This window comes from Ectothiorhodospira shaposhnikovii, assembly GCF_016584105.1.
Lineage (GTDB): Bacteria > Pseudomonadota > Gammaproteobacteria > Ectothiorhodospirales > Ectothiorhodospiraceae > Ectothiorhodospira > Ectothiorhodospira shaposhnikovii.
Genome location: NZ_NRSM01000003.1, coordinates 149,903 through 173,584, shown reverse-complemented (window position 1 = coordinate 173,584; position 23,682 = coordinate 149,903). Strand labels below are relative to the sequence as shown.

Here is a 23,682-nt window from a genome sequence, read left to right as displayed (position 1 = left end):
ATGCACCCCACACACCACAACCCGGCAAATTATCCCAGGCGCATCCTTCTGGCAGTGACCGGGCTTTCTCCCCAGATCGTCACCGAAACCCTCTATGCGCTGGCGATGGCCGATCCGCCCGGGTTTCTGCCCACGGAAATCCATCTGCTCACGACCCTGGAAGGGGCCAAGCGCGCCCGGCTGTCATTGCTGTCCCAGGAACCGGGCTGGTTTGACCGTTTGTGTCGCGAATACGAACTGCCGGACATGACCTTCACCGAAGCGCATATCCAGATCATTCAGGATCCTGATGGCCGCCCCCTGGAGGATATCCGTTCACCGGCGGACAATCTGGCCGCCGCCGACCAGATCACTGACACCGTGCGTCGCCTGACCGAAGACGAACATTCCGCGCTTCATGTGTCCATCGCCGGCGGGCGCAAGACCATGGGTTTTTTTCTGGGTTATGCCCTGTCTCTGTTCGGCCGTCCCCAGGATCGGCTCTCCCACGTGCTGGTATCCGAGCCCTTTGAATCCACCTGGGACTTTTTCTACCCCAGTCGTCAATCACGGGTACTCAATCTCCCCAAGCATGGTCCCGTGGATGCCAGGGAAGCGACGGTCACCCTCGCCGACATTCCCTTCGTCGGTCTTCGGCATGGCCTGGATACCCGGTTGATGGAAGGTCGGGTCACCTACCGTGAAGTCGTGGAAAATGCCCGGGAGGCCTTTGCGCCGCCCAGCCTGGTCATCCGTTTGCCGGAAAGAAGCCTCACCCTGGGCAGGCGGAATATCCAGCTCCCCCCCACCCAGATGGCCCTGTATGTGCTGTTTGCAAGGCGCGCCATGGACAGTCTTCCTCCGCTGGAAGCCCCTTGCAAGGAAGTCCCCGATGCGGCATGGCGTGACCGCTATCTAGAAGCCCTGCAGGCAGTGCAGAAGACGCCGATGGCGGACAACGAGATGACGGAAAATGCCCTGAGCAAGGGCATGGACGGCCATTACTTTTCGCAGTTACTCTCCCGACTTCAGAAGAGTCTTCGCACCCAGCTCGGTCCGTCATTTGAGACCTACAAAGTCCAGGATGGCGGCTCACGACCGCGCAAGTATCGTCTTGGGTTGACACCGGAGCAGATCCGTATTGTGGAGTGATGGCTGTTTTCAGGCATCACTTATGACAGGAGTTCATACGATGGCCAGGCTTTTCATTTCCTTTCTTGGAACCGGCAATTACGTCCCTTGCCACTATTTCATGGATACGGACGAACCCACCCCTTCACGCATGGAGAATGTACGCTTCATCCAGACTGCCCTACTCCATCTGAAGTGCGGACATTTTGAGCCGGGTGACCGGATCCTTCTTGGCTGCACCGCCGGCGCCAGAGCCAGGAATCTGAGCGCCTTTGAGGAAGAGCTCGCCGCCTCCGGCTGGTCGGACTCGATCCCCGTGGAGGTGATCGACTTGCCCGATATCACGGGCGAGGCCGAGCTCTGGGAGATCTTTGAGCGACTCTCGGTGGAAGTCGGCGAAGGAGATGAAATCAGTTTTGACATCACCCACTCGTTTCGCTTCCTGCCGATGCTGTTCACTGTTCTGATCCAATACCTCAAGGTCACCCGAGGTGTTCAATTGGCCGGGGTGCATTACGGTGCCTTTGAAAAACTGGGCACCCCCAACGTGGTGCAAGACATGCCCATGGCCGAGCGCAATGCCCCGATCCTGGATCTGACCCCGTTTCTGACCCTGTTCGACTGGAGCATCGGCATTGACCGGCTCATTCGCTCGGGCGACCCAGGCGAGGTGATCGCGCTGGTCAACCAGCATACCCAGCCGGTGCTGAGGGACACCCGGGGTAAGGATGCGACAGCGAAGGCGCTGGAAAAGGCAAGCCGTGCCCTGGATGAATTGGGTCAGGCCATCAGCACTGTGCGCGGGCGGGAACTGACTCGGCTCATGGTGAAGTCCCGCATCACCGATCCACTGGCCCAGGTTCGCGAAGACTTTCTTCCCCCTCTACGTCCGGTCATTGACAAGCTGACCGGCGAACTCAAGGACTGGGAGGATGCCTCTCCCCTGAACGTGCTGCGCGCGGTGGCCTGGTGCCATCGGCATGGCCAGATCCAGCAAGGCTATACACTGCTGCAGGAGGGCATCATCAGCCTGATGGTTGACGCCAATCAGCCACTGCTGGAGCAGGTACGAAGCGACACACGGGATGAGCAGGCCGCACAGACCAAGCGCCGAACCCTGATTTCAAGGCTCATGGGGGTACTGTCAGCCAAACAGCCCCCACCGCCGGAAGCATGGGAACATGAACTGGCAGAATACCGGGATATCGCCCTGGAATTACGGCAACAAATTCCCGGTGAACTGGCGGGCTGTTACGGGCGCATCACCAAACTGCGCAATGACATCAATCACGGCGGATTTGTTCAAGCCACCTCCGCCCGCAAACTCCAGGATGAACTGGAGCGGCTTTACCAGGAGGTTTTGGTCATCATTGATGGCCTTGCCAATGCGCCAGGCAAAGCAAAATAACCAAGGGAAAGGCGCCCATGACCACACTCCTCACCTTCCTCGGCCGTGCCCCCAGACAGGAGGGGCGGTATCGCACCACCTGCTATGACTTCGGCGACGGCATGGACGCCGAGCCGGCGGCTTTTTTCGGCTGGCCCCTGCGTCGGCGTCTGGGTGCCGAACGACTGATCATCATGGGCACATCCGGCAGTATGTGGGATCACCTGTTCGATGACGGAGTGAATCTGCCCGAAGGGGATCACCTGCGATTGATGCAGGCGGTGGAGGAAAAACGGGTGACACCGGATCTGCTCGCCCCGCTGACCGGGCCGCTGGCGGACCACCTGGGCGGCTGTGAGGTGCACCTGGTACTCATCCCCTACTGTCGCACCGAGAAGGAACAGACGGACATCCTGAGCATCATGGCCCACCATGTACAGGCCAATGATCGGGTGCATATCGATGTCACTCACGGTTTCCGGCACCTGCCCATGCTTGCGCTGCTGGCAGCCCTGTATCTGCGAGTGGCCCGTGGCGCGAGCATCGACGGAATCTGGTACGGGGCCTATGACCCTGATACCGGTCAGGCGCCGGTACACAATCTGATTGGTCTGTTGGGCATCGCGGACTGGCTGCAGGCACTCAATACTTATGACAAGGATGGAGACTATGGTGCCTTTGCCCCCTTGCTGGGTCCCGCGGGAGAACAACTGGCCCGGGCCGCGTTCCTGGAGCGCACCAACAACCCGGTGAAGGCGCGCGAGGCGCTCACGGGATGGTCCAGCAAGCCGGATCGTTTTCCGGCGGATGACCCGGCGGCCACCCTGTTTCGCCGGGAACTGGAGCAAAGAGTGGCCTGGTACAAGCGACGTGACCGGGCGGCCTGGGAAGGCGCCCTGGCCCGGCAGTATCTGGATCGGGGGGATTATGTGCGGGCAGCCATCTTTTCCCTGGAGTCGGCGATCTCGGCGGAAGTTCTGCGGAGTGGGGGACAGGTGAATCAGTACGAAGATCGAGAAACCGCCCGTGACACCCTCAAGCACTCGACGGAAGGTTTCCGCCAATTGAACAACCTGCGCAATGCCCTGGCCCATGGGCTGCAAGCCCATGACGGGAAAATCGAGAAGTTTCTGCTGGATGAAATCCGGCTGAAAAGGAAACTCAAGGAACTGGGAGAAAGGCTGGGGGTTTTCTATCACTAGATAGACTTTCGCGCCACTTTTGACCAAACTGAATGCCAACTGGCTTGACGCCGGAGACGCGCATGACCCCGAGTTCACTCGGATCACCATTCATTGGCAAGCCCCGGTCTCTGCAAACCGATACACGTCTGCTGCGTAATCTCGTGTAGATATTAGTTAAACCGTCGATCCGACAAAACTATTAATCCGGCAATCAAAAGCCGTCACGTCATTCCCGGAGACGCCCCCAGACAGGCATTGCCGGAGGCCCCCCAGACACGTCATTCCCGCGAAAGCGGGAATCCAGTTTCATGGCTAAACCTTGAATTGCCCGACCCGCTCCTGCAATTCGGCGGCCAGACGGGCCAACTCATCGCTGGCGGCGGCGATCTGACTGGAGCCAGTGGCGGCATGCTCCACACCATCACTGATGTTCACCACGTTGCGGTTGACCTCATCAGCCACGGCGGACTGCTCTTCCGCTGCGCTGGCGATCTGGGCATTCATGTCGTTGATGGTGCCGATGGACCGGGTGATCACGTTCAATGATTCACCAGCCTTGCCCGCCTGCTCCACCCCCTGCCGAGCCTTGCCTCGCCCCTGCTCCATGACCCGAACCGCTTCGGCAGCTCCGCTCTGGAGACGTTCAATCATCGTCTGAACCTCGTTGGTGGAAGCCTGGGTTCGAGAGGCCAGTGTCCTGACCTCATCGGCCACCACCGCAAATCCCCGCCCCTGTTCACCGGCCCTGGCCGCCTCGATGGCGGCATTGAGAGCCAACAGGTTGGTCTGCTCGGCGATTCCCCGAATGACATCAAGGATCTTGCCGATTTCGTCACTGTCTCCCGAAAGCCTGCCGATCACAGAGGCGGTGAGTTCCACTTCCGCAGCCAGGTCCTTGATGGTGCGGACGGTCTGCTCCACCTCATGCCCCCCCGCCTGTGCCTGTGCGTTCGTGGTACGTGCCGTGGAGGATGCTTCAGCGGCATTACGGGCAACTTCCTGTACCGTGGCGGCCATTTCATTCATGGCGGTAGCCACCTGCCCCACTTCGGACTGCTGGCGCCGCACCTGCTCCCGTGTCTCTTCACTGGTGGTCGACAGCTGTTCCGCCGCTGCCGCCAGTTGGGCGGAGGCACCAACAACTTGCCTTACCAGGGAATGAATCCGTTCGGCAAAAATATTGAAGGCAGAAGAAAGATCGGTGATCTCGTCCCTGCCGGAGACGGGCAGACGCCGGGTCAAATCCCCGTCACCCTCGGCGATGGCACGCAGATGACCAGTGGTTTGTCTCAGGGGATTCACTATGCCCTTTGTCAGCATCAAGCCAAGCAACATCGCCGCCAGCAAGGCCGCCAGAGCGGTCACAGCCATAATGCGTGCTGCAGTCGATGCCGCGGCCCCAGCCTGTTCCAGAGCCTGATCCCGTTCCCTTTCCAGCGCTTGCCCAAGGTCTGTCAACAGGCGTCGCAGGGTATTCAGATGGGTGAGCGTCTCTTCCTGATAAACTCGAAGGGCTACCTGGGTATTACCGTTCTCCACCGTGCGCAGAATACGCAATGCGGTTTGATGCAGCTGGATATGGGGCATCTCGATAGCATCAAAGGCAAGACGAAAATCACCTGTCGCCAGCTGGTAGGCTTGGCTGTCCTTGAAGCCGTAGTACCACTGCCCAAAATCACATCGAGTGTGATCAAGTTGACCAGTAAAACGGCTACCCAGGATGAAAACATTGGCCAGCCCGTTCACCCAGACCAAGTGATCCACCTCCTTTTGGACCTGGAAGATGGCCTGCTCATAAATCGCGGCTGCATGGGTATTGGCCTCGCTGACCCGGTGGAGCCCGCTCCAGCCGATAACGGCAATCCCAAGCAACAAAAGCAGTACCATGCCAAAGGACAAGGCCAGCTTATGGCCAATGGTCATTCGAGAAATGATCATGACAGACTTCCGTCGGTTGGGTGGCGCCTGAACGGGCAAGGATAACGAACAGGCAGAAACAAGCTTCCGCCTGATTTCACGCGAAAAGACCCGGGTTCCCCTCATTCCCCGTCAACAAGGGGCGAGTGGCCTTGGTGCAGCCCCCTATTTATCATCGCGGACGCATCGCCATCAGGATGCATGGGAGTTAGCGGCATCGCGAAGGTGGACTTGATGGAACGACTAGTGCGGCAACTGTATCACCATCCCTTCGATCAGCATCCGGCGGGCCACCTGCTCGCCCAGTTCGGTGGCGGAAGCCCGGTCCTGCACCGGCCCCAGTAATACGCGGTACATCGGTCGCTCGCCCTTGCTGAACTGGGAGACATTGACGGGAAAGCCCTCCTGCTCCAGCCTGGCGCTCAGCATCCGGGCGCGGTCCACCTCGCTGAAACTGCCCATCTGCACGAACCAGTCGCCGGCGGCTTCCGACACCGCCGCCATTGCGGGACGCTGCCCCAGACGCAGCTCCGGCAGGGCCGTCAGTTCCCCCCGGTAGCCCACGGGCTGGGGTACGCCGGTGGCGGCCTCGGCCACCTCACGCACCCGTGTCCAGTCCACCCGGGCAGGCGTCTCCCCCACCACCGCCATGATGCGCTGGATCGCCGGAGTGATGCTGTGATCCGCCTTGAACTCTTCCAGGGGCGGGTGGGCCTCCAGATACAGGACATCCCCCTTCCAGCCGGCCTTGAAGGGCTGATTGACAATATTGACGGATGTCCCCACCGGCACCCGGCCATAGAGGGTGCGGATGTCGTTATTGTCCATGCGGATGCAGCCATGGGTGGCCCGCATGCCGATGCCGGTGGACCAGTTGGTGCCATGGATCAGGTAACTGGGGCGGCTCAGCCGCATGGCGAACTCACCCATGGGGTTGTCCGGTCCCGGCGGCACCACCGCCGGCAGGCTCTTGCCCTGGGCCGCGTAGGACTCCCGCACCGATTGGGGGGGGGTCCAGGTGGGATTTTCACGCTTTTCGGTGATCTTCAGCGTGCCCAGGGGGGTGTTCCAATCCATGCGCCCGATGCTGACGGGATAGGACATCACCTGCTTGCCGTCGGCGGCAAAATAGTAAAGCCGCATCTCCGGCAAGTTGATGACGATATCCCGACGCGGCGCCTCCGGCAGCACGAACTGCAGCGGCAGCAATACCCTGGCCCCTTCGCCGGGAATCCAGGTGTTGAGGTCCGGATTGGCATTGCGGATGGCCTCGAACCCCACCTGATGACTGCGGGCAATATCAATCAGGGTGTGTTCATGACGGGCCTCCACATGCCGCAACTCACCCACCAGATCCGAGCCCGGTTGCAGCGACAGGGTCGTTGCCCCCAGACCGGCGGAAAGACTCCATGCCCATGCCCCCAGCAGGGTCAGGGCAGACAAGCTTCTGGGCTTCATGATTCCACCACCCCCAACATCCCCTCGCGCAGACGCGCGACTTCGTCCCGCAGGCGGGCCGCTTCTTCAAATTCCAGATTACGGGCATGCTCAAGCATGCGTGCCTCCAGGCGACTGATCTCCTTGAGCGTGTCCCGGGGCGACAGTCGTCCGTAGCGTGCCTCCTCCTCGGCCACCCTGGCATGGCGTTTCGGCGTGGCCATGGCACTGCCGGCATAGGCCCCTTCCATGATATCGGCGATGCGCTTTTGCACCCCCCTGGGGGTGATGCCATGGGCCTGATTGTGGGCGATCTGCTTGTCCCGGCGGCGAGTCGTCTCGTCCATGGCCCGACGCATGGAGCCGGTGATGGTGTCCGCATACAGGATGGCCTTGCCGTTGAGATTGCGGGCCGCCCGGCCGATGGTCTGGATCAGGGAACGCTCCGAACGCAGGAAGCCTTCCTTGTCCGCATCCAGGATCGCCACCAGGGATACCTCCGGCATGTCCAGCCCCTCCCGCAACAGGTTGATACCCACCAGCACGTCGAATTCTCCCAGACGCAGATCGCGTATGATCTCCACCCGCTCCACGGTGTCAATGTCCGAGTGCAGGTAGCGTACCCGAACCCCGTGTTCACCCAGATAATCGGTGAGGTCCTCGGCCATGCGCTTGGTCAGGGTGGTGATCAGAACCCGCTCGTTGGCCTTCACCCGCAGACGAATCTCGGACAGCACGTCATCCACCTGGGTCGAGGCGGGTCGCACCTCCACCTCCGGGTCCACCAGTCCGGTGGGACGCACCACCTGCTCCACCACCTGACCGGCCTTCCCCTGTTCATAGGGGCCGGGCGTGGCGGAGACGAAAAGGGTCTGGGGCGACAGGGCCTCGAACTCCTCAAAGCGTAACGGCCGGTTGTCCAGGGCGGACGGCAACCGGAAGCCGTATTGCACCAGGGTCTCCTTGCGGGACCGGTCCCCCTTGTACATGGCCCCCAGCTGGGGCACGGTGACGTGACTCTCGTCGATGACCAGGATGGCGTCATCGGGCAGGTAGTCGAAGAAACAGGGGGGCGGTTCACCGGCGTTGCGCCCGGACAGGTAACGGGAGTAGTTCTCGATCCCCGAACAGTAGCCCAGCTCCAGCATCATCTCCAGATCGAACCGGGTACGCTGTTCCAGGCGCTGGGCCTCCACCAGTTGATCCGCCCGGCGCAGCACCTCCAGGCGATCCCGCAGTTCGTCCTTGATCTGTTCGATGGCCGCCAGCAGTGTCTCCCGGGGGGTGGCGTAATGGGTCTTGGGGTAGATGGTCAGGCGCGGCACCCGGCGCAGCACTTCCCCGGTGAGGGGATCAAAGTAGGAGAGCTGCTCGATCTCCTCGTCGAAGAGTTCGATGCGCACCGCTTCCCGGTCCGACTCCGCCGGGTGGATGTCGATGACCTCGCCCCGCACCCGGTAGGTGCCTCGCTTGAGGTCCAGATCATTGCGGGTGTACTGCAGTTCCGCCAACCGGCGCAGGATCAGGCGCTGGTCGATGACATCGCCGCGCTTGAGGTGCAGCACCATCTGCAGGTAGGCCCGGGGGTCCCCCAGACCGTAGATGGCGGACACGCTGGCAACGATGATGGCATCCCGCCGCTCCAGCAGGGCGCGGGTGGCGGACAGGCGCATCTGCTCGATGTGATCGTTGATGGCGGAGTCCTTCTCGATGAAGGTGTCCGAAGACGGGACATAGGCCTCCGGCTGATAGTAGTCATAGTACGAGACGAAATACTCCACTGCGTTGTCCGGGAAGAACTCCTTCATCTCTCCGTAGAGCTGGGCCGCCAGGGTCTTGTTCGGGGCCAGGATGATGGCCGGGCGCTGGGCGCGCTGGATGACGTTGGCAATGGTGAAGGTCTTGCCGGAACCGGTCACCCCCAGCAGGGTCTGGTGGGCCAGCCCAGCATCCAGACCGTCGAGCAACTGCGCGATGGCGGCAGGCTGGTCGCCGGCCGGGGTGTATGAGGTCTTGAGCTGGAAACATGAGTCCATGGGCTTATTTTATCCACCTGGTTTCAGTATCATCCTACCTTGACTCGGCGCGTCTTTCCTGTACGCGCCCTTGCACCCCCGCCGGGTGTGCACACGCAGAACCCCATCCACACACGCATTCCCTGGACATCGCCTTGGACATCAAGCTCTCTTCCCGCGTTCAGCGCATCAAGCCCTCCCCCACCCTGGCCGTGACCGCCCTTGCCGCCCAGCTGCGGGCCCAGGGTCGCGACGTGATCGGTCTGGGTGCCGGCGAGCCCGATTTCCATACGCCGGATCCCATCAAGGAAGCCGGCATTGCCGCCATCCGCAACAACAAGACCCGCTACACCGCGGTGGACGGCACCCCCGGCCTGAAGCAGGCCATCATCGACAAGTTCAAGCGTGACAACGGGCATGACTTCCAGCCCGACCAGATCCTGGTCTCCTGCGGCGGCAAGCAGAGTTTCTTCAACCTGGCCCAGGCACTGCTGAACGAAGGCGACGAAGTCATCATCCCCGCGCCCTACTGGGTCTCCTACCCGGACATGGTGCTGCTGGCCGACGGCAAGCCGGTGATCGTTTCCGCCGATCAGTCCCAGGGGTTCAAGATGACCCCCGAGCAGCTGGAAGCCGCCATCACCCCGCGCACCCGCCTGGTGGTGATCAACAGCCCCTCCAACCCCACCGGCGTGGCCTACAGCCGCGAGGAACTGGCCGCCCTGGCCGAAGTGCTGCTGCGTCATCCCCATGTGCTGGTGGCCACCGACGACATGTACGAGCACATGATGTTCCGGGGCGTGCCCTTCGTGAACATCCTCATGGCCTGCCCGGCACTGTATGACCGCACCATCGTGCTCAACGGCGTCTCCAAGGCCTATGCCATGACCGGCTGGCGTATCGGCTATGCCGGCGGCCCCAAGGCCCTGATCTCCGCCATGAAGAAGATCCAGTCCCAGAGCACCTCCAACCCCACCTCCATTGCCCAGGAGGCCGCCGAGGCCGCCCTCAACGGCGACCAGGGCTGCGTGGGTGAGATGTGCAAGGCCTTCGAGCAGCGTCATGACTACCTGGTGGCGGCCCTGAACGCCATCCCGGGCGTGGAATGCCTGCCCTCCGACGGCACGTTCTACTCCTTCCCCAGCGTCAAGGGTGCGATGGAGAAGCTGGGCATGGACAGCGACGTGAAGTTCTCCGAGTACCTGCTGGACAAGGTGGGCGTGGCCCTGGTGCCCGGCTCCGCCTTCGGCGCCGACGGTCACGTGCGCATTTCCTTCGCCACCAGCATGGACAATCTGAAGCAGGCGGTGGAAAGAATCGCCCGCGCGGTGGAAGGTGAATAAAAGTTCATAGAAGGTGTTGACGAAGCCCGGCGGGATACGTATTATGCCGGGCTTCCAAAGCAATTCCCCGGTAGCTCAGTCGGTAGAGCGGGTGACTGTTAATCACTAGGTCGGCGGTTCGAGCCCGTCCCGGGGAGCCAGGCAAAAGAAAAGCCCAGACATTCGTCTGGGCTTTTTTTATTCTGTTTCCCCTCCGTCTCAACCCACGCCCGCCCCGGAGCGTGAGACGTGCGTGTTCAACCACACAGGATTACAGCGGGACCGTCGGATCTCCGAACCCCTGGGGCACATACAGGTTATGGGGGCCCAGCCGGCTCACATCGGTCTCGCCGCAGAGCGCCATGGTGACGTCCAGTTCCTTGTGAAGGATCTCAAGGACCCTGGTCACGCCCTGCTCCCCCATGGCGCCCAGCCCGTAGTTGTAGGCCCGCCCGATATAGGTGCCCTTTGCCCCCAGTGCCAGGGCCTTGAGAACGTCCTGCCCCGAGCGGATGCCTCCATCGAGATGGACCTCAACCTGATCACCCACGGCATCCAGAATCGAGGGCAGCATGCGGATCGAGCTGACCGCTCCATCCAGCTGGCGTCCCCCATGGTTCGAGACGACGATCGCGTCCGCCCCCACGTCCACCGCGCGACGGGCATCTTCCGGTTCCATGATGCCCTTGATGATCATCTTGCCGCCCCACATCTCCTTGAACCGGGCGATGCGTTTCCAGTCAAGGGACACGTCAAATGCCTCCGCCGTCCAGGTGGAGAGAGAGGAAGGGTCCGTCACGCCTTTGGCATGGCCCACGATGTTGCCGAAGAAGCGGCGCCTGGTGCCGAGCATTTCCAGCCCCCAGGGGATTTTCGTCATCAGATTGGCAATGGATTTGGGCGTCAGCTTAGGCGGCGCGGACAGGCCATTCTTCAGATCCTTGTGCCGTTGCCCCAGCACCTGCAGATCCACCGTGACCACAATGGCCGAACATCGGGCGGTACGGGCGCGCTCAAACAACCGGGCCATGAAATCATCATCCTTGAGTGTGTAAACCTGAAACCAAAAGGGCCGGGTGGTGTGCTCCGCCACGTCCTCGATCGAGCAGATGGACATGGTGGACAGCGTGAAGGGCACGCCGAATGCCTCGGCTGCGCGGGCCGCCTTGATTTCGCCATCCGCCGATTGCATGCCCGTCAGGCCCACCGGGGCCAGCGCCACCGGCATGGCCACCTCTTCGCCGATCATCCGTGACCTTGTGCTGCGCCCGGACATGTCGACCGCCACCCGCTGACGCAGGTGGATATGGGAAAAATCGGTGATATTTTCGCGGAAGGTCTGTTCAGTCCAACTGCCCGACTCCACATAGTCATAGAACATCCTGGGAACACGGCGCTCATGCATCCGGCGCAGATCTTCAATATGGGTGATAACGGGCATGGGAACTTTTCCTCAATGGAGATCAGGCATCCTGGCCTTGCCTTGTGATGATTGTTCGCCTTCGTGCTCGCCGGTCCAGTCTCGAAGCCACCCGACTATCAGGGAGATTGCCGGCGGCTCCTGCTCGGCAAGGGGCATACGCACCAGCAGGCCTCGATGGGAGGCGGGAACGATCACCGGCTCCGGCGCGCCGTCAAAGGCCAGGGATGAGACCGGTACGACACCATCTCCCAGGGACTCACCGGTGGACGACCACCAGGCCTCGACCCGGACGGCCAGATCATCAATCTCCAGTTCCTCGGACAGGGCATCCAGACTGGCGCGGATCGTGGGTGTGGGCTCGGTGAGTTGGCCGCCGATCACGAACACCGGCACGTCGGCAGGCCAGGACCTCCGGTTCAAGTCCCGCAGGAATTCACTGCCTGGTCGCAGGTCGATCTTGGCCACGCCGGTGCCGTCACGCAAGCCTGCCCAAAGTGAAAAACGCCCCTCCGGAATATCCGCCAGCCATTCGCGCACCTCAAGCCAGGCCCGCAACCGGGCCCATTCCGAGCCCTGGCTGGGTGTTGCCACCAGGATGACGCCCGCCACTGAAGGGCCGGAAACCGCTGCCCCGGACTCCACGGGATGTCGCCAACGGGTGACAAAATCGCGGATGACCAGCCCCCCCATGCTGTGACCGATAAGCACCACCGACCGGCCCGGATCGAGAGCCTCCCAACGCTCCGCCAGCAGATCCGCGCTCAGGTCGATGGCCTGATCGTTGGGGTAACGAAATTCCCATGAGACCAGACCGGCATCCCCCAGCCTGGGCACGAGTTCATCCCAGATCCCCCCCGGTTCATCCAGGCCATGAATCAGCACCACATCGGGGGGACCATCGCCCTCACTGCCATCCCGGGGAAGGAAACCCACCAGTTCCGGCGGCAGTGACATGGCCTCGGGGAACCAGATTTCCAGCCGTTCCTGGACGGTCATGCGGAATTCCCGCTCCAGATCCGGATGGTGTTCGGTCCAGACAATCCAGCCGATGAGCGGCCCCAAAACACCCGCCAGTAACAACACAAAGATCAAAGGATTAAATCGACGTCTCATCATTGATCAGACCAATAAATACCGTAGAGACATTCCCAAACCCTCAGTCCCCCTGACCTAACAGCCGGCGAAGACCGGACTTGTCCCTGAGCAGCAGCGTATCGCCGGATACCTCTACCAGCGCCTGGGCCCGAAGTCGGGCCAGGATGCGTGAAAGGGTTTCGGGCTTCATGGACAGGCGCGAAGCGATGATCTGCTTGGGCAGATTCAGACGAATCTCACCAGCCTCCCCCCCGGACTGGGACAGAAGATAGGCCACCAGCCGGTAAGTGGCATTATGGAGGGTGAGTTCATCAATATGGCTGAGCAGACCATGTATCCGCCGGCTGAGACTGCCCAGCATTTTCAGGGCCAGATCGGGTGTCTCCGACAACAGGGACAAAAAGGTATCGTGATCAAATATCACCAGCTCCGTGTCCGTAAGGGCCGAAGCATTCACCGGGTACCGTCGCTGCTCCATGAACATGACGGCCTCTGCAAACAGCTGCCCTGCCTGGATCACCTCCACGACTTTCTCGTCTCCCTCGCGGGAAAGCAGAAAGAGTTTGATGGCGCCCTGCCTGACCATGAAGAAACTGCCTGCCTCGTCACCCTGGGCGAAGAGCGATTCACCCGCGATGCAGGATCGTTCCCTGGAGGCGTTGCGAACACGCTCCAGTTGTGCGTCCGTCAGTGGCTCAAATAACGGCAGGCGCTGCAATTCTCCGGCATGAATCATGGGTTCGGCAGACTCCGGCGGGACACCCCCCGCATTCACTCAAGGCTTCACTCCGTGATAGGCACCCCGAAAATACAGCAGTGGGGGGGCCTCACGGGGCATTGACAGCGCCAGCACCTGGCCGATGAAGATCACATGGTCGCCCCCTTCATGGGTGGATACCGTGCGACACTCAAAACTTGCCAGCATATCCGGAAGAATCGGGGCACCCGTGGACCAAGTCTGATGCTCAAGGCCCTCCCAGCGGCCGGGATCACTGGAGGCAAACCGGGCAGAGAGGTCGACCTGATCTTCAGCCAGGATATTGACTGCAAAGGCTTCGCTGCCGAGAAAGGCCGGCAGGCATTGGGCCTGCTTGCGCAGGCTGAACAACACCAGGGGCGGATCAAGGGAAAGCGAGCTGAAGGAGTTCGCGGTAAATCCCTGGGGCTGATCGGTCTGGGGATCCCGGCAGGTGATCACGGTGATGCCGGTAGCAAAACGCCCCAGAGCATCCCGGAACAACCTGTCATCCGAAACCGGCATCGGGGCACAGGAATTTGAGCAGGAAAGCGTCATGGATGATGGCCCGTCTTGAAAACGTGTCACAAGGTTACACCATAGTGAACCGTTGACAGACCTGCTCCAGGGAAAGAAGTCCTCGTCCCGCTGAGGAGAGAGCCGGCTCACCACGATAGGCGGCGGTTTTGCCCTCTGCAACGAAACACCGAACAAGCCCACTGTCGTCACGCACGCGAGTGCCGGGCATCCAGAAATTCCAGTCTATTACTGGATTCCCGCGTTCGCGGGAATGACATCAGTAACGAGCCAGGCCTTGTTGCACGCCACCCCGGATTCCCGTGTTTCGCAGGGGGATGCTGTTCAGGACATCCTTAATCTTGAGGAAAGCCGATGGTCCGTGGGGTATGATGCCATGGCTGGCCCCATGATTGCAGCACGCAACAGGACCACCGCGATGTCTGCTGGCGCCTAACGCGGGATTTCCCACAAGTCCAATACACTATCCAGCCGATGGCCAGAGACGATCAATCCCCGGAACAACTCAGACTCATCCGAGAACAGGCCCAAGAGGCGCTGCGCAGAGGTGAGTTTGATCTGGCCGAGCACCTACTGGAACAAGGCGAAATCAATCTCGCCGAAGTGACGCAGAAACTCAGGATCTATCAGGCCGAACTGGAGATCCAGAATACGGAACTCAGAGAGGCGCAGCTCGGCACCCAACGGGCCCTGGACCGATATACCGCCTTTTTCGCCGGCATTCCCATTGCCGCACTGGTGGTGGATCGTCACGGCCTTATTCTCGATTCCAATGACCAGGCCCACCAACTGCTCGGTTGCAAAACCAGCCATCAGCGTCGTCATTTCATTCGCAGACTGATTCCCAGGGAAGAAGAAACGCGACTGCATCAGGCCCTGCTGCGGGCTGAAGAAAAAGGCCATCATCGCCTCGAAACAATCCGCTTCAATCGTTCCCAAGGAGATATTTTCGAGGCGGAACTGCATGTCGCCCGACTCCCCGGCAGGGACGGCAACAACCATGAATACGTCTGTGCCGTGGTCGATCTGACGGAACATATTCGTCATGAAAGGGAGATCACCCAGGCCCATGACGAACTTCACCGAAGCGAAACACGCTACAGAATCCTGGCTGACTACTCCCCGGTATGGGACTACTGGATCAGCGAGGATGGAGATTATCAGTACGTCTCTCCCGGCTGTCTCCAGATCAGTGGCCATGAACCCGATGCCTTCATGAATGACCCCGGTCTGATGGAACGAATCCTGATTCCATCAGACGTCGGCTTCTGGGCGGCACACCAGGAAGAGATCAGATCCTCCCAAGGCCCGCTGCCCCACAGATGCCTGGAGTTCCGCATCCAGCATGCCAATGGCGAAACCCGCTGGATTGAGCACGAATGTCAGCCCGTCATCGATGAAAACGGCCATTATCAAGGGCGAAGAGGCGTCAACCGGGATATCACCGAGCGCAAACGCGCTGAACTCCAGGTGGCTCAGATCAGCATGCTCTATGCCACCTTGAGCGCGGTGAATCAGGCCATTGTTCGCATCGAGGATGAACAACTGCTGCTGGATAACCTGGCACGCATCGCTGTTGACTATGGGCGGTTCAACGCCTGCGTCATCAGCCTGTGTCCGGAACCCGGGATGCCCCCCGTCCCCAAATCTTTCAACGGACTGACCCCGCAACAGTGTCGTCATATGCCGCTCATGGAAGCCTGGCAGGCCATTAATCGGCAACCCTACGTCTACGCTCACCGTGACGACCCGGATGCTCCGCCGCAATGGAAGGCCTGGGCAAGGCGCAATGGTATCCATACCTTCGGGCATTACCCACTGATGCGGGAATCCCACTTGGTGGGGATTGCCAGTTTCATGTCGGATAAGGCGGAAAGCTATACCCCGCAGATCGATCGTCTGGTGCAGGACATCACTGAAGATTTTTCCTATGCCCTGCAACACCTGGCCCTTGAACAGAAACGGCAGGCTACCGAAGCGGCGCTTCAGGAGAGTGAATCGCGGTATCGCAGCCTGTTTGAAAACCGTCACTCCGTCATGCTGCTGATCAACCCCGATGATGGGCGCATCGTTGATGCCAATCCAGGGGCCTGTCTGTTCTATGGGAGAACACGTGAAACACTGAAAAAAATGTATCTTGAGGAAATCACCTCGGGGGGATTCCAGCATACGCGCCAGCATCTGGATCACATCATCCGGGAAGGTCAGGAGCTTTTCAGGGCTGTCCATCAACTGGCCAATGGCGACATCAGACAGGTGGAGATCTATACCGGCATGATCCAGGTCAAGGGCCAGGATCTGCTGCATGCCGTCGTCCATGACATCACCGACAGAATCCGCAACGAAGAACGTCTGCGTCTGGCTGATCGTGTCTTTCAGGCGGCCGCGGAAGGCATCATGGTCACCGATGTGCACCAGTGCATCGTGGCGGTCAATCCTGCCTTCACCGAAATTACCGGCTACTCCCGAGACGATGCCATTGGGAAAACCCCCTCCCTGCTGAAATCCGGCCAGCAGGACGAAAGCTTCTACAAGAATCTCATGTCTCAGTTGCAGTCTTCAGGCTACTGGCGAGGCGAAATCTGGAACAGACGGAAGGATGGATCCATCTACCCGGAGTGGCTGACCATCAGTGCGGTCAGGGACGATCAGGGCCTGATCACCCATTACGTGGGTGTCTTCAGTGATATCAGCCAGATCAAGGAGGCCCAGAGGCAACTGGAATTCATGGCCCATTTTGATCCCCTGACAGGACTGGCCAACCGGGCACTGTTCAAGGATCGACTCACCCACAGCCTGCGAAGGATTCAGCGCCATGGCAGCAGCCTGGCCCTTCTGTTCATCGATCTGGATCGCTTCAAGACCATCAACGACACCCTCGGACATAGCCTCGGAGACCGCCTGTTACAGACCGTGGCAAAACGAATGACCGACAACGTGCGTGCATCCGATACGCTGGCGCGCCTTGGCGGGGACGAATTTGTGCTGCTCCTGGAAAACGATGCCTCCATGGAGAATATCCAGAGCCTGTGCCAGAAGATCCTTGGTGTACTGAAAAATCCCATCAGACTGGACGAACACGAGGTCGTGGTCACGGCAAGTATCGGCATCGCCCTGTATCCGGATGACGGGAGAGACGCGGATACATTGCTGAAACACGCGGACCTGGCCATGTACCATGCCAAGAGCGAAGGCCGCAACGACTATCATTTCTTTGCACCGAATCTTTCAGAAGGCGTATTGGAACGTCTGAAACTGGAAGCGGCATTGCGCAGGGCCAGCAGCAACGATGAACTGATCCTCCATTATCAGCCACAGATCGATCTGGATTCGCGCAACCTTGTGGGTGTAGAAGCCCTGGTCAGGTGGCACCATCCGGACCTGGGCCTCACCTCACCGTCAGATTTCATTCCCCTGGCAGAAGATATCGGCATCATCGGGGAAATTGGCAACTGGGTCCTCCGCGAGGCCTGTCGCCAGATGAACCGGTGGTACAGGGAAGGCATCTCCATACCTCAGGTGTCCGTCAATCTGTCCGTTCAGCAACTGGAGCGGGGCAATCTGGTGGCACAGGTCCGTCAGGCCTTGATTGACTTCACGCTTCCCGCCGAATGCCTGGAACTGGAAGTCACGGAATCCCTCATCATGCATGCCCCGGAAAGGACATTGACGGTATTGAAGGAACTCAAATCCATGGGCGTCAAGCTGGCGGTGGATGACTTCGGAATCGGCTACTCATGCCTGTCCTATCTCAAGCGCCTGCCACTGGACAGGATCAAGATCGATCAGTCCTTTGTCAGGGATGTCGGCCATGATTCCAATGATGAAACCATTGTCCGCGCCATCATTGGCCTGGGCAAGAGTCTGGGGCTTGAAACCGTGGCTGAAGGCATAGAGGAAGACCGGCAGCTACGTTTCCTTTTGCAGGAAGGATGCATGGCCGGACAAGGCTATCTGTTCAGCATGCCTCTGCCTGCAGAATCAATCTCGGCACGGTGGCAACAGTGGGTGACGGTTCCTGAGAACGGAAACATCTGAAACCGTCACCCGTCTTCAGGTGCATTCTCCGCCTGCCCCAATACCCAGTCCGTGATCTCAAGATGGCTGACGATCGCCCCACCCTCGGGATGGTGCAGTTTCCCCGCGTGCATCAGGAACCAGCGCGGCCTGTCTGATGAATGACAGGGATATTCGAAGCCAAAGCCATCAATTTCATCCCTGAGAACCTTACGCAGGCCATTGAGCACCTTGTGTGCAAAAGGCGCATTCGGGTTGTCGTTATCCTTGACGTTGCAGGCTTCCAGGTAGTTGGCACCGATGGAGGATGCACCCAGCACCCGATTTCCGTTTTCCAGACCAAAGGTTTGCCAGGCGTTGTTGACCATCATGATGGTGCCGCGATTGTCCAGCACGGCCACACGGTGGTCGAGGGAATCCAGCACCGCCTGCAGCAAGGCGACATCCCGTATGGAAGTAATATCCACCAAGGTGATTACCGCCCCCCGGGTGGAAGCCCCCTGCAAAATGTAAGGCAGGATGCGAAGCAGGTAATGGCGTCCGGATTCCGAGCTCACCTCATGCTCCTGCATCACGCCTTCGCGCAAACTGGTACGCAGATCATGCATGAGGCCCGGATAATCCAGGGAATGGGTAAAGTCATCAATGGGCCGACCCACATCGCCGTCCCGGATCTTGAAGATCTGTGTGGCCTCCGGAGTGAAGCGGGTGATGCGCATGGACTCGTCCAGGAACAGGGTTGCGATGGATGCTGCCTTGGCCATGCTGTCCAGATCGGCATTGAGCCGGTTGAGTATCTGGATCTTTTCCTGGTTTTCCGCGTTGACCGTATAAAGTTCTTCGTTGACGGACTGCAGCTCCTCGTTGGAACTCTGCAATTCCTCATTGGACGCCATCATCTCCTCGTTGGTGGCCTGCAGTTCCTCGTTGGACGCCTCCAGCTCTTCAATGGTGGCCTGCAGACTTTCCCGGGTAGCGGCAAGCTCCTGTTCCAGGGACTGGATGCGCTCCATTGCCTCCACATTCACATCCAGCAGCTGCCCGCCATCAGTCTCGACGGAATTGCCGCTGTCCTGGGCTTCAAACGACAACAGCATGAAGATGGTATTGCGGTCTTCCCCCACCAATGGCCGGACGGAAATGCACAACCGCTGGGATGACCCATCGGGCAATTTGAAGGTACTGAATTCGGAACGGACCACTTCACGGCTCTTGGCGGCGCGTCTCAGCAATGCCTGCGCCACCGGCACAATACCGTTCGGCAGCAGCTTGGAGATCTCCAGGGAAATGCTGCCGGTAGGAAAATGCAGATAGCGTTGAGCCTGACCGAAGATATGGACCAGCTCCATGGTTTCGGACAACAGGATGCTTGGCGGCGCATGCTCTTGAAGGAGCTGCTGCTGGGCGTTCTCGATGGCGGAAGCATCGCGGGTCTGCCCGCCCTGCATGCCCAGACGTCGTCCACGGCCCGGCGATGGCCCACGGGACCCCAGGAACGATGCCCCGGAATGGGAGTCCAGTGGCAGCGTCGTGCTGCGCAACATCTGGAACAGCTTGTGTTTACTGCTCACCGGCGTGAAATCCGAACTCAGCCCCGCCAGGGACTCACTGCTGCCCAGGAAAAGATAGCCTCCCGGGGCCAGGGCGTACTGGAACCGACGCAACGCGCGTTCCTGGGCACCGGGCACGAAATAGATCAGCACATTACGGCATGACACCATGTCCATGCGCGTGAACGGCGGGTCTTCCAGCAGATTGTGGCGCGCAAAGACCAGGGTCTGCCGCAGATCCGGCTTGACCACAAAGTGGCTGCCCCGCTTGATGAAGAAGCGCTCCAGACGTTCGGGGGACACCTCGGCCATGATGGCCTCGGAAAAGGTGCCGGCACTGGCGGCATCCACATTCTTTTGCTCCACATCCGTGGCAAAAATCTTGATATCCGGCCAGCGCCTTGCCCGATCAAACGCCTCCGCAAACAGGATGGCAATGGAATAGGCCTCTTCGCCAGTGGACATGCCCGCCACCCATACCCGGATGGGGTGAGAACCGGAAGCCTGCTGTACGATCTGCTCCACCGCCTTGGAGGCAATGGTGTCAAAGGCCTCGGGATCCCGGAAGAAATTAGTGACCGGAATGAGGATTTCCCGCCGCAGTACCGATACCTCACCGGCGTCATTCTCCAGCAGTTCCAGGTAATGTTCAAAATCCGGCACATGGCGTACCTGCATGCGGCGTTCGATGCGTCTGAGCACCGTGGCAGGCTTGTAGTCTCGGAAGTTCACCCCGCCGTGGTTGTGCAACAGGTGAAATATGCCTTCCAGCGCCGAACCGGTATCCAGGTCAGAGGGCGTCCTCGGGGGCGGCCCCACCCGGGTTTCCGGTTTTTGCAGGATATGATCCTTGATGCGCCGGCCCAGGGTCTCCGCAGGCAGGATTTCATCCACCAGCCCGGTGGCAATAACACTGCGGGGCATACCGTCGAACTTGGCATTTTCCGGGTCCTGGGCCAGCAACAATCCCCCGGCATCGTTAATGACCACGGCGCCCCGTGTGCCGTCCGAGCCCGTACCGGACAGGATCACGCCGATGCAGCGGTCCCGAAACTCCCCTGCCAGGGAGGAAAAGAACAGGTCGATGGGCAGGGACAGCGCCTTGGGATTTTTCGGGCTCAGCCTGAGCTGCCCCTCGGAAAGGGTCATGAGGTTGCCCGGAGGGATCAGATAGATGGTTTCCGCTTCCAGTTCCATTGCGTCCCTGACCGTCACCACCGGCATGCTGGTATGACGGGCCAGCAGATTCGCCATCAGGCTCTTGTGATCCGGCGACAGATGCTGAACCACCACAAAGGCGGCGCCGGTTCCGGAAGGCATGGAATCGAACAATTGCTCCAGGGCCTCAAGCCCCCCCGCCGAGGCGCCAATACCGACAACATGGCCATGAAAGCCGTCACGCATGCCCTCCGGCAAAGAGACCGCCCCCATCGAATCAGGCGTGCCCCCATCCTGCAAGGCGTCTTCTCCCACGATCGTGTCTCCCTCTTCAGCCGATACCGGAGTCAACACCTCTGGGCCATGGGACGCCTTCGCATCTTCAGCGGCATCCATCATGGGTTCGGCATTGGTCGGGGCGTCCTTAGTGTGTGTCATGGAATGCTTTCAGTAGGCTGGGGGTCAGTAGGATTGTAGTGTATGAAAGTGAATATCAAGAGCCGCCATCACCGCCGGGAAGCCCCCTCCCCGCCCAGGATGAACATGATGGCGAAAAAAAACCCCGCAAGGCACTGGCCTGCGGGGCGACGGTACATCCGCATCAATATGGCGGAGAGGGAGGGATTCGAACCCTCGGTACTCTTGCGAGTACAACGGTTTTCGAGACCGCCCCGTTCGACCACTCCGGCACCTCTCCTATAGGGTCGAAAACCACCTGTATGGCACAAGACACTCAACCGTGCTGCCTGATGGTTAATCGCGCTATTATATCCGATCCCAATATTTTTTTAAGCCCTTGAAACGTCGACGCCCCAGATGGACGCTCAACCAGCGCCTGGAAGCCCTCGCCTTTCTGCTGTTACTGATGCTGGTTCTGCTGTTTGCCTTCGTTCGGCCGATGACGGAACTGGACAGGATCCTCGCTCGCGGCGAGCTGGTGGTGGCCACCCGCATCGGCACCACCACTTATCAGGCATGGCCCGATGGTCCTGACGGTCTGGAATACGATCTGGCAACCGCCTTTGCCGAGAGTCTGGGTGTCAGTCTGCGACTGGTCATCCCCGGACGTTTCGAGGATATCCTGCCCCTGGTTGGCAATGGCCGGGTAGACATGGCGGCAGCCGGCATCACCGTGACGCGGTCCCGTCTGGGTCAGGTCCGATTTGGTCCCACCTACCACCAGGTCACAGAACAGGTAGTCTACCGTAGCGGGAATCCCGCACCTGAAACCCTGGAAGCATTACAGGAATTTCCAGTGAAGGTCATTGCCGGCAGCAGCCATGTGGAAACCCTGCGAGGGCTGAAAAGCCAGTTTCCAGGAATCCAATGGGAAGAACTGGCCAACATCACACCCACGGAATTACTCAAGCAGGTCTGGGAGGGTGATGTGGCCGTGGCCATTGCCGATTCCCTTGAGCTGGCTTCCATGCGCCGGTTCTATCCTGAGCTGAGTGCAGCCATGGACCTGTCCGAACCCCATTTTCTGGCCTGGGCATTTCCCAGACACAAGGATCAGAGCCTGATCGGTGCCGCGGAACTGTTCTTTGAAGAATACGCAACCAGCGGTCGACTGGCCCAGACTCTGGAACGGTATTTCGGTCACATGGAAGTACTGGACTATCCCGGCATCCTTACATTCATGAACCGCATCCGAGAGCGACTGCCCCGCTACGAGTCGCTGTTCCGGGAGGCAGCCGAACAGTTCGACATGGATTGGCGGCTGCTGGCCGCCATCAGTTATCAGGAGTCCCACTGGAATCCCGATGCCGTTTCCAGAACCGGGGTGCGCGGACTCATGATGCTGACCCTGGCCACCGCCGGACAGCTTGGCATCCAGGACAGGACCAATCCCCGAGAATCGGTTTTCGGTGGTGCGGAATACTTCATCAATCTTCGTGACCGCCTGCCCATGGGTATTGAGGACCCGGACCGAACCTGGATGGCACTCGCCGCCTATAACGTCGGCATAGGCCATCTGTACGATGCCCGCCGCATCACCCGTTCACAGGGCAAGGACCCGGACCGATGGATTGATGTCATGGAACATCTCCCCCTTCTGAGCCAACCAGACTGGTATCGCGACACCCGCCATGGTTATGCCAGGGGCTGGGAACCGGTTCAATACGTCCAGAACATTCGAAGCTTTTACGACATTCTGACGTGGTTCACCACGCCGGAACTCGAACGGGAGCATGAATCGGCCAAAGGGCGGGCGCCAGGATCGGATCACGCCCCCCCACAACCGCTCCCGCCCCTGGAGATATTACCCCTCGGACTGTAATCCTTGGCTATCCATGACGCCCCGTTTTCTGCGGGCGCGAAAAAACGACCGGAGTTGCTCTCCACACACCTCCGCCATCAGCCCACCGGTCACCTCCATGACATGGTTGTACAGGGGTAACCCCAGAGCATCGGCGGCCCCTCCCAGCGCCCCCGTCTTGGGGTCATGGGCACCGAACACCACCCGCCCCACCCGTGCATGCACCATTGCCCCAAGACACATGATGCAGGGTTCCAGAGTCACATACAGGGTTGTGCCGGGCAGCCGGTAATTGCCTTCCACCAGCGCGGCAGCCCTCAAGGCCTGGATCTCGGCATGGGCTGTTGGATCACACAGGGCAATAGAGCGATTCCTGCCCTCGCCCAGCACTTGCCCCCTCCTGACCAGCACGGCGCCCACCGGAACCTCCCCCTCATCGGCGGACTGTTTGGCCAGTATCCGCGCCCTCTCCATCCAGAATTTGTCCTGATCAAAATCCATCATCACTCCGCACGCGCAATGAACGCCGTTATG

Annotated in this window: 15 protein-coding genes and 2 tRNA genes; 7 read left to right on the top strand and 10 right to left on the bottom strand. The window is 60.0% G+C overall.

Annotation, left to right across the window (positions count from 1 at the left end; translation table 11 throughout):
* The 3 genes from csm6 to csx2 (CKO35_RS03095) are packed head-to-tail and all read left to right on the top strand — an operon-like array spanning window position 1 to window position 3,699.
* Complete coding sequence (gene csm6 / locus CKO35_RS03105) at window positions 1–1,131, top strand: CRISPR-associated ring nuclease Csm6 (RefSeq protein WP_200172503.1); 1,131 nt, start codon at window positions 1–3, stop codon at window positions 1,129–1,131.
* A gap of 40 nt (window positions 1,132–1,171) precedes the next feature.
* Window positions 1,172–2,518: a TIGR02221 family CRISPR-associated protein gene (gene csx2 / locus CKO35_RS03100; RefSeq protein WP_200172501.1), complete on the top strand. Its 1,347-nt coding sequence runs from the start codon at window positions 1,172–1,174 to the stop codon at window positions 2,516–2,518.
* Window positions 2,519–2,535: 17 nt separating this feature from the next.
* Window positions 2,536–3,699 (top strand): TIGR02221 family CRISPR-associated protein, encoded by a 1,164-nt coding sequence (csx2, locus tag CKO35_RS03095; protein WP_200172499.1) that lies wholly within the window; start codon window positions 2,536–2,538, stop codon window positions 3,697–3,699.
* A gap of 294 nt (window positions 3,700–3,993) precedes the next feature.
* Here csx2 (CKO35_RS03095) and CKO35_RS03090 read toward each other — a convergent pair whose 3' ends face one another.
* From CKO35_RS03090 to uvrB, 3 genes are all read right to left on the bottom strand, one after another.
* On the bottom strand, window positions 3,994–5,619 hold the full coding sequence (locus CKO35_RS03090) for a methyl-accepting chemotaxis protein (protein ID WP_200172497.1): 1,626 nt from the start codon (window positions 5,617–5,619) through the stop codon (window positions 3,994–3,996).
* 222 nt (window positions 5,620–5,841) lie between these two features.
* Window positions 5,842–7,056, bottom strand: coding sequence for a L,D-transpeptidase family protein (locus tag CKO35_RS03085; RefSeq protein ID WP_242466987.1), 1,215 nt, complete (start codon window positions 7,054–7,056; stop codon window positions 5,842–5,844).
* Window positions 7,053–9,071, bottom strand: coding sequence for an excinuclease ABC subunit UvrB (gene uvrB / locus CKO35_RS03080; RefSeq protein ID WP_200172495.1), 2,019 nt, complete (start codon window positions 9,069–9,071; stop codon window positions 7,053–7,055). The genes CKO35_RS03085 and uvrB overlap by 4 nt, the downstream gene beginning before the upstream one ends.
* A 134-nt stretch (window positions 9,072–9,205) precedes the next feature.
* Here uvrB and CKO35_RS03075 point away from each other — a divergent pair, with 134 nt between their 5' ends.
* Window positions 9,206–10,393 (top strand): pyridoxal phosphate-dependent aminotransferase, encoded by a 1,188-nt coding sequence (locus CKO35_RS03075; protein WP_200172493.1) that lies wholly within the window; start codon window positions 9,206–9,208, stop codon window positions 10,391–10,393.
* Window positions 10,394–10,457: 64 nt separating this feature from the next.
* Window positions 10,458–10,533: transfer RNA gene (locus CKO35_RS03070), tRNA-Asn, on the top strand.
* Between the two features lie 110 nt (window positions 10,534–10,643).
* On the opposite strand, the gene CKO35_RS03065 is transcribed toward CKO35_RS03070, so the two are convergent.
* Genes CKO35_RS03065 through CKO35_RS03050 form a run of 4 tightly spaced genes read right to left on the bottom strand, consistent with a single transcriptional unit; the run spans window position 10,644 to window position 14,151 of the window.
* Window positions 10,644–11,813 carry an alpha-hydroxy acid oxidase gene (locus tag CKO35_RS03065; protein ID WP_200172491.1) on the bottom strand — a complete coding sequence of 390 codons (1,170 nt, stop codon included), beginning with the start codon at window positions 11,811–11,813 and terminating at the stop codon, window positions 10,644–10,646.
* A gap of 12 nt (window positions 11,814–11,825) precedes the next feature.
* Complete coding sequence (locus tag CKO35_RS03060; protein ID WP_242466986.1) at window positions 11,826–12,908, bottom strand: esterase/lipase family protein; 1,083 nt, start codon at window positions 12,906–12,908, stop codon at window positions 11,826–11,828.
* Window positions 12,909–12,951: 43 nt separating this feature from the next.
* On the bottom strand, window positions 12,952–13,626 hold the full coding sequence (locus tag CKO35_RS03055) for a Crp/Fnr family transcriptional regulator (protein WP_200172486.1): 675 nt from the start codon (window positions 13,624–13,626) through the stop codon (window positions 12,952–12,954).
* A 39-nt stretch (window positions 13,627–13,665) separates the two neighbouring features.
* Window positions 13,666–14,151: a flavin reductase family protein gene (locus tag CKO35_RS03050; protein WP_200172484.1), complete on the bottom strand. Its 486-nt coding sequence runs from the start codon at window positions 14,149–14,151 to the stop codon at window positions 13,666–13,668.
* 486 nt (window positions 14,152–14,637) lie between these two features.
* On the opposite strand from CKO35_RS03050, the gene CKO35_RS03045 reads away from it, so the two are divergent.
* Window positions 14,638–18,201 (top strand): bifunctional diguanylate cyclase/phosphodiesterase, encoded by a 3,564-nt coding sequence (locus tag CKO35_RS03045; RefSeq protein ID WP_200172482.1) that lies wholly within the window; start codon window positions 14,638–14,640, stop codon window positions 18,199–18,201.
* A 5-nt stretch (window positions 18,202–18,206) separates the two neighbouring features.
* Here the strand turns inward: CKO35_RS03045 and CKO35_RS03040 are convergent, their stop codons facing one another.
* Entirely contained in the window at window positions 18,207–21,161 is a 2,955-nt protein-coding gene (locus CKO35_RS03040; RefSeq protein WP_200172543.1) for a chemotaxis protein CheB, read from the bottom strand.
* Between the two features lie 334 nt (window positions 21,162–21,495).
* A tRNA-Ser gene (locus CKO35_RS03035) sits at window positions 21,496–21,585 on the bottom strand.
* 99 nt (window positions 21,586–21,684) lie between these two features.
* Between CKO35_RS03035 and mltF the strand changes: the two genes are divergently transcribed.
* Window positions 21,685–23,169 carry a membrane-bound lytic murein transglycosylase MltF gene (gene mltF / locus CKO35_RS03030; RefSeq protein ID WP_242466985.1) on the top strand — a complete coding sequence of 495 codons (1,485 nt, stop codon included), beginning with the start codon at window positions 21,685–21,687 and terminating at the stop codon, window positions 23,167–23,169.
* Here mltF and tadA read toward each other — a convergent pair.
* Window positions 23,152–23,649, bottom strand: a complete 498-nt coding sequence (gene tadA, locus CKO35_RS03025) for a tRNA adenosine(34) deaminase TadA (RefSeq protein ID WP_242466984.1) — start codon at window positions 23,647–23,649, stop codon at window positions 23,152–23,154. The genes mltF and tadA overlap by 18 nt on opposite strands.
* Between the last annotated feature and the right edge of the window lie 33 nt (window positions 23,650–23,682).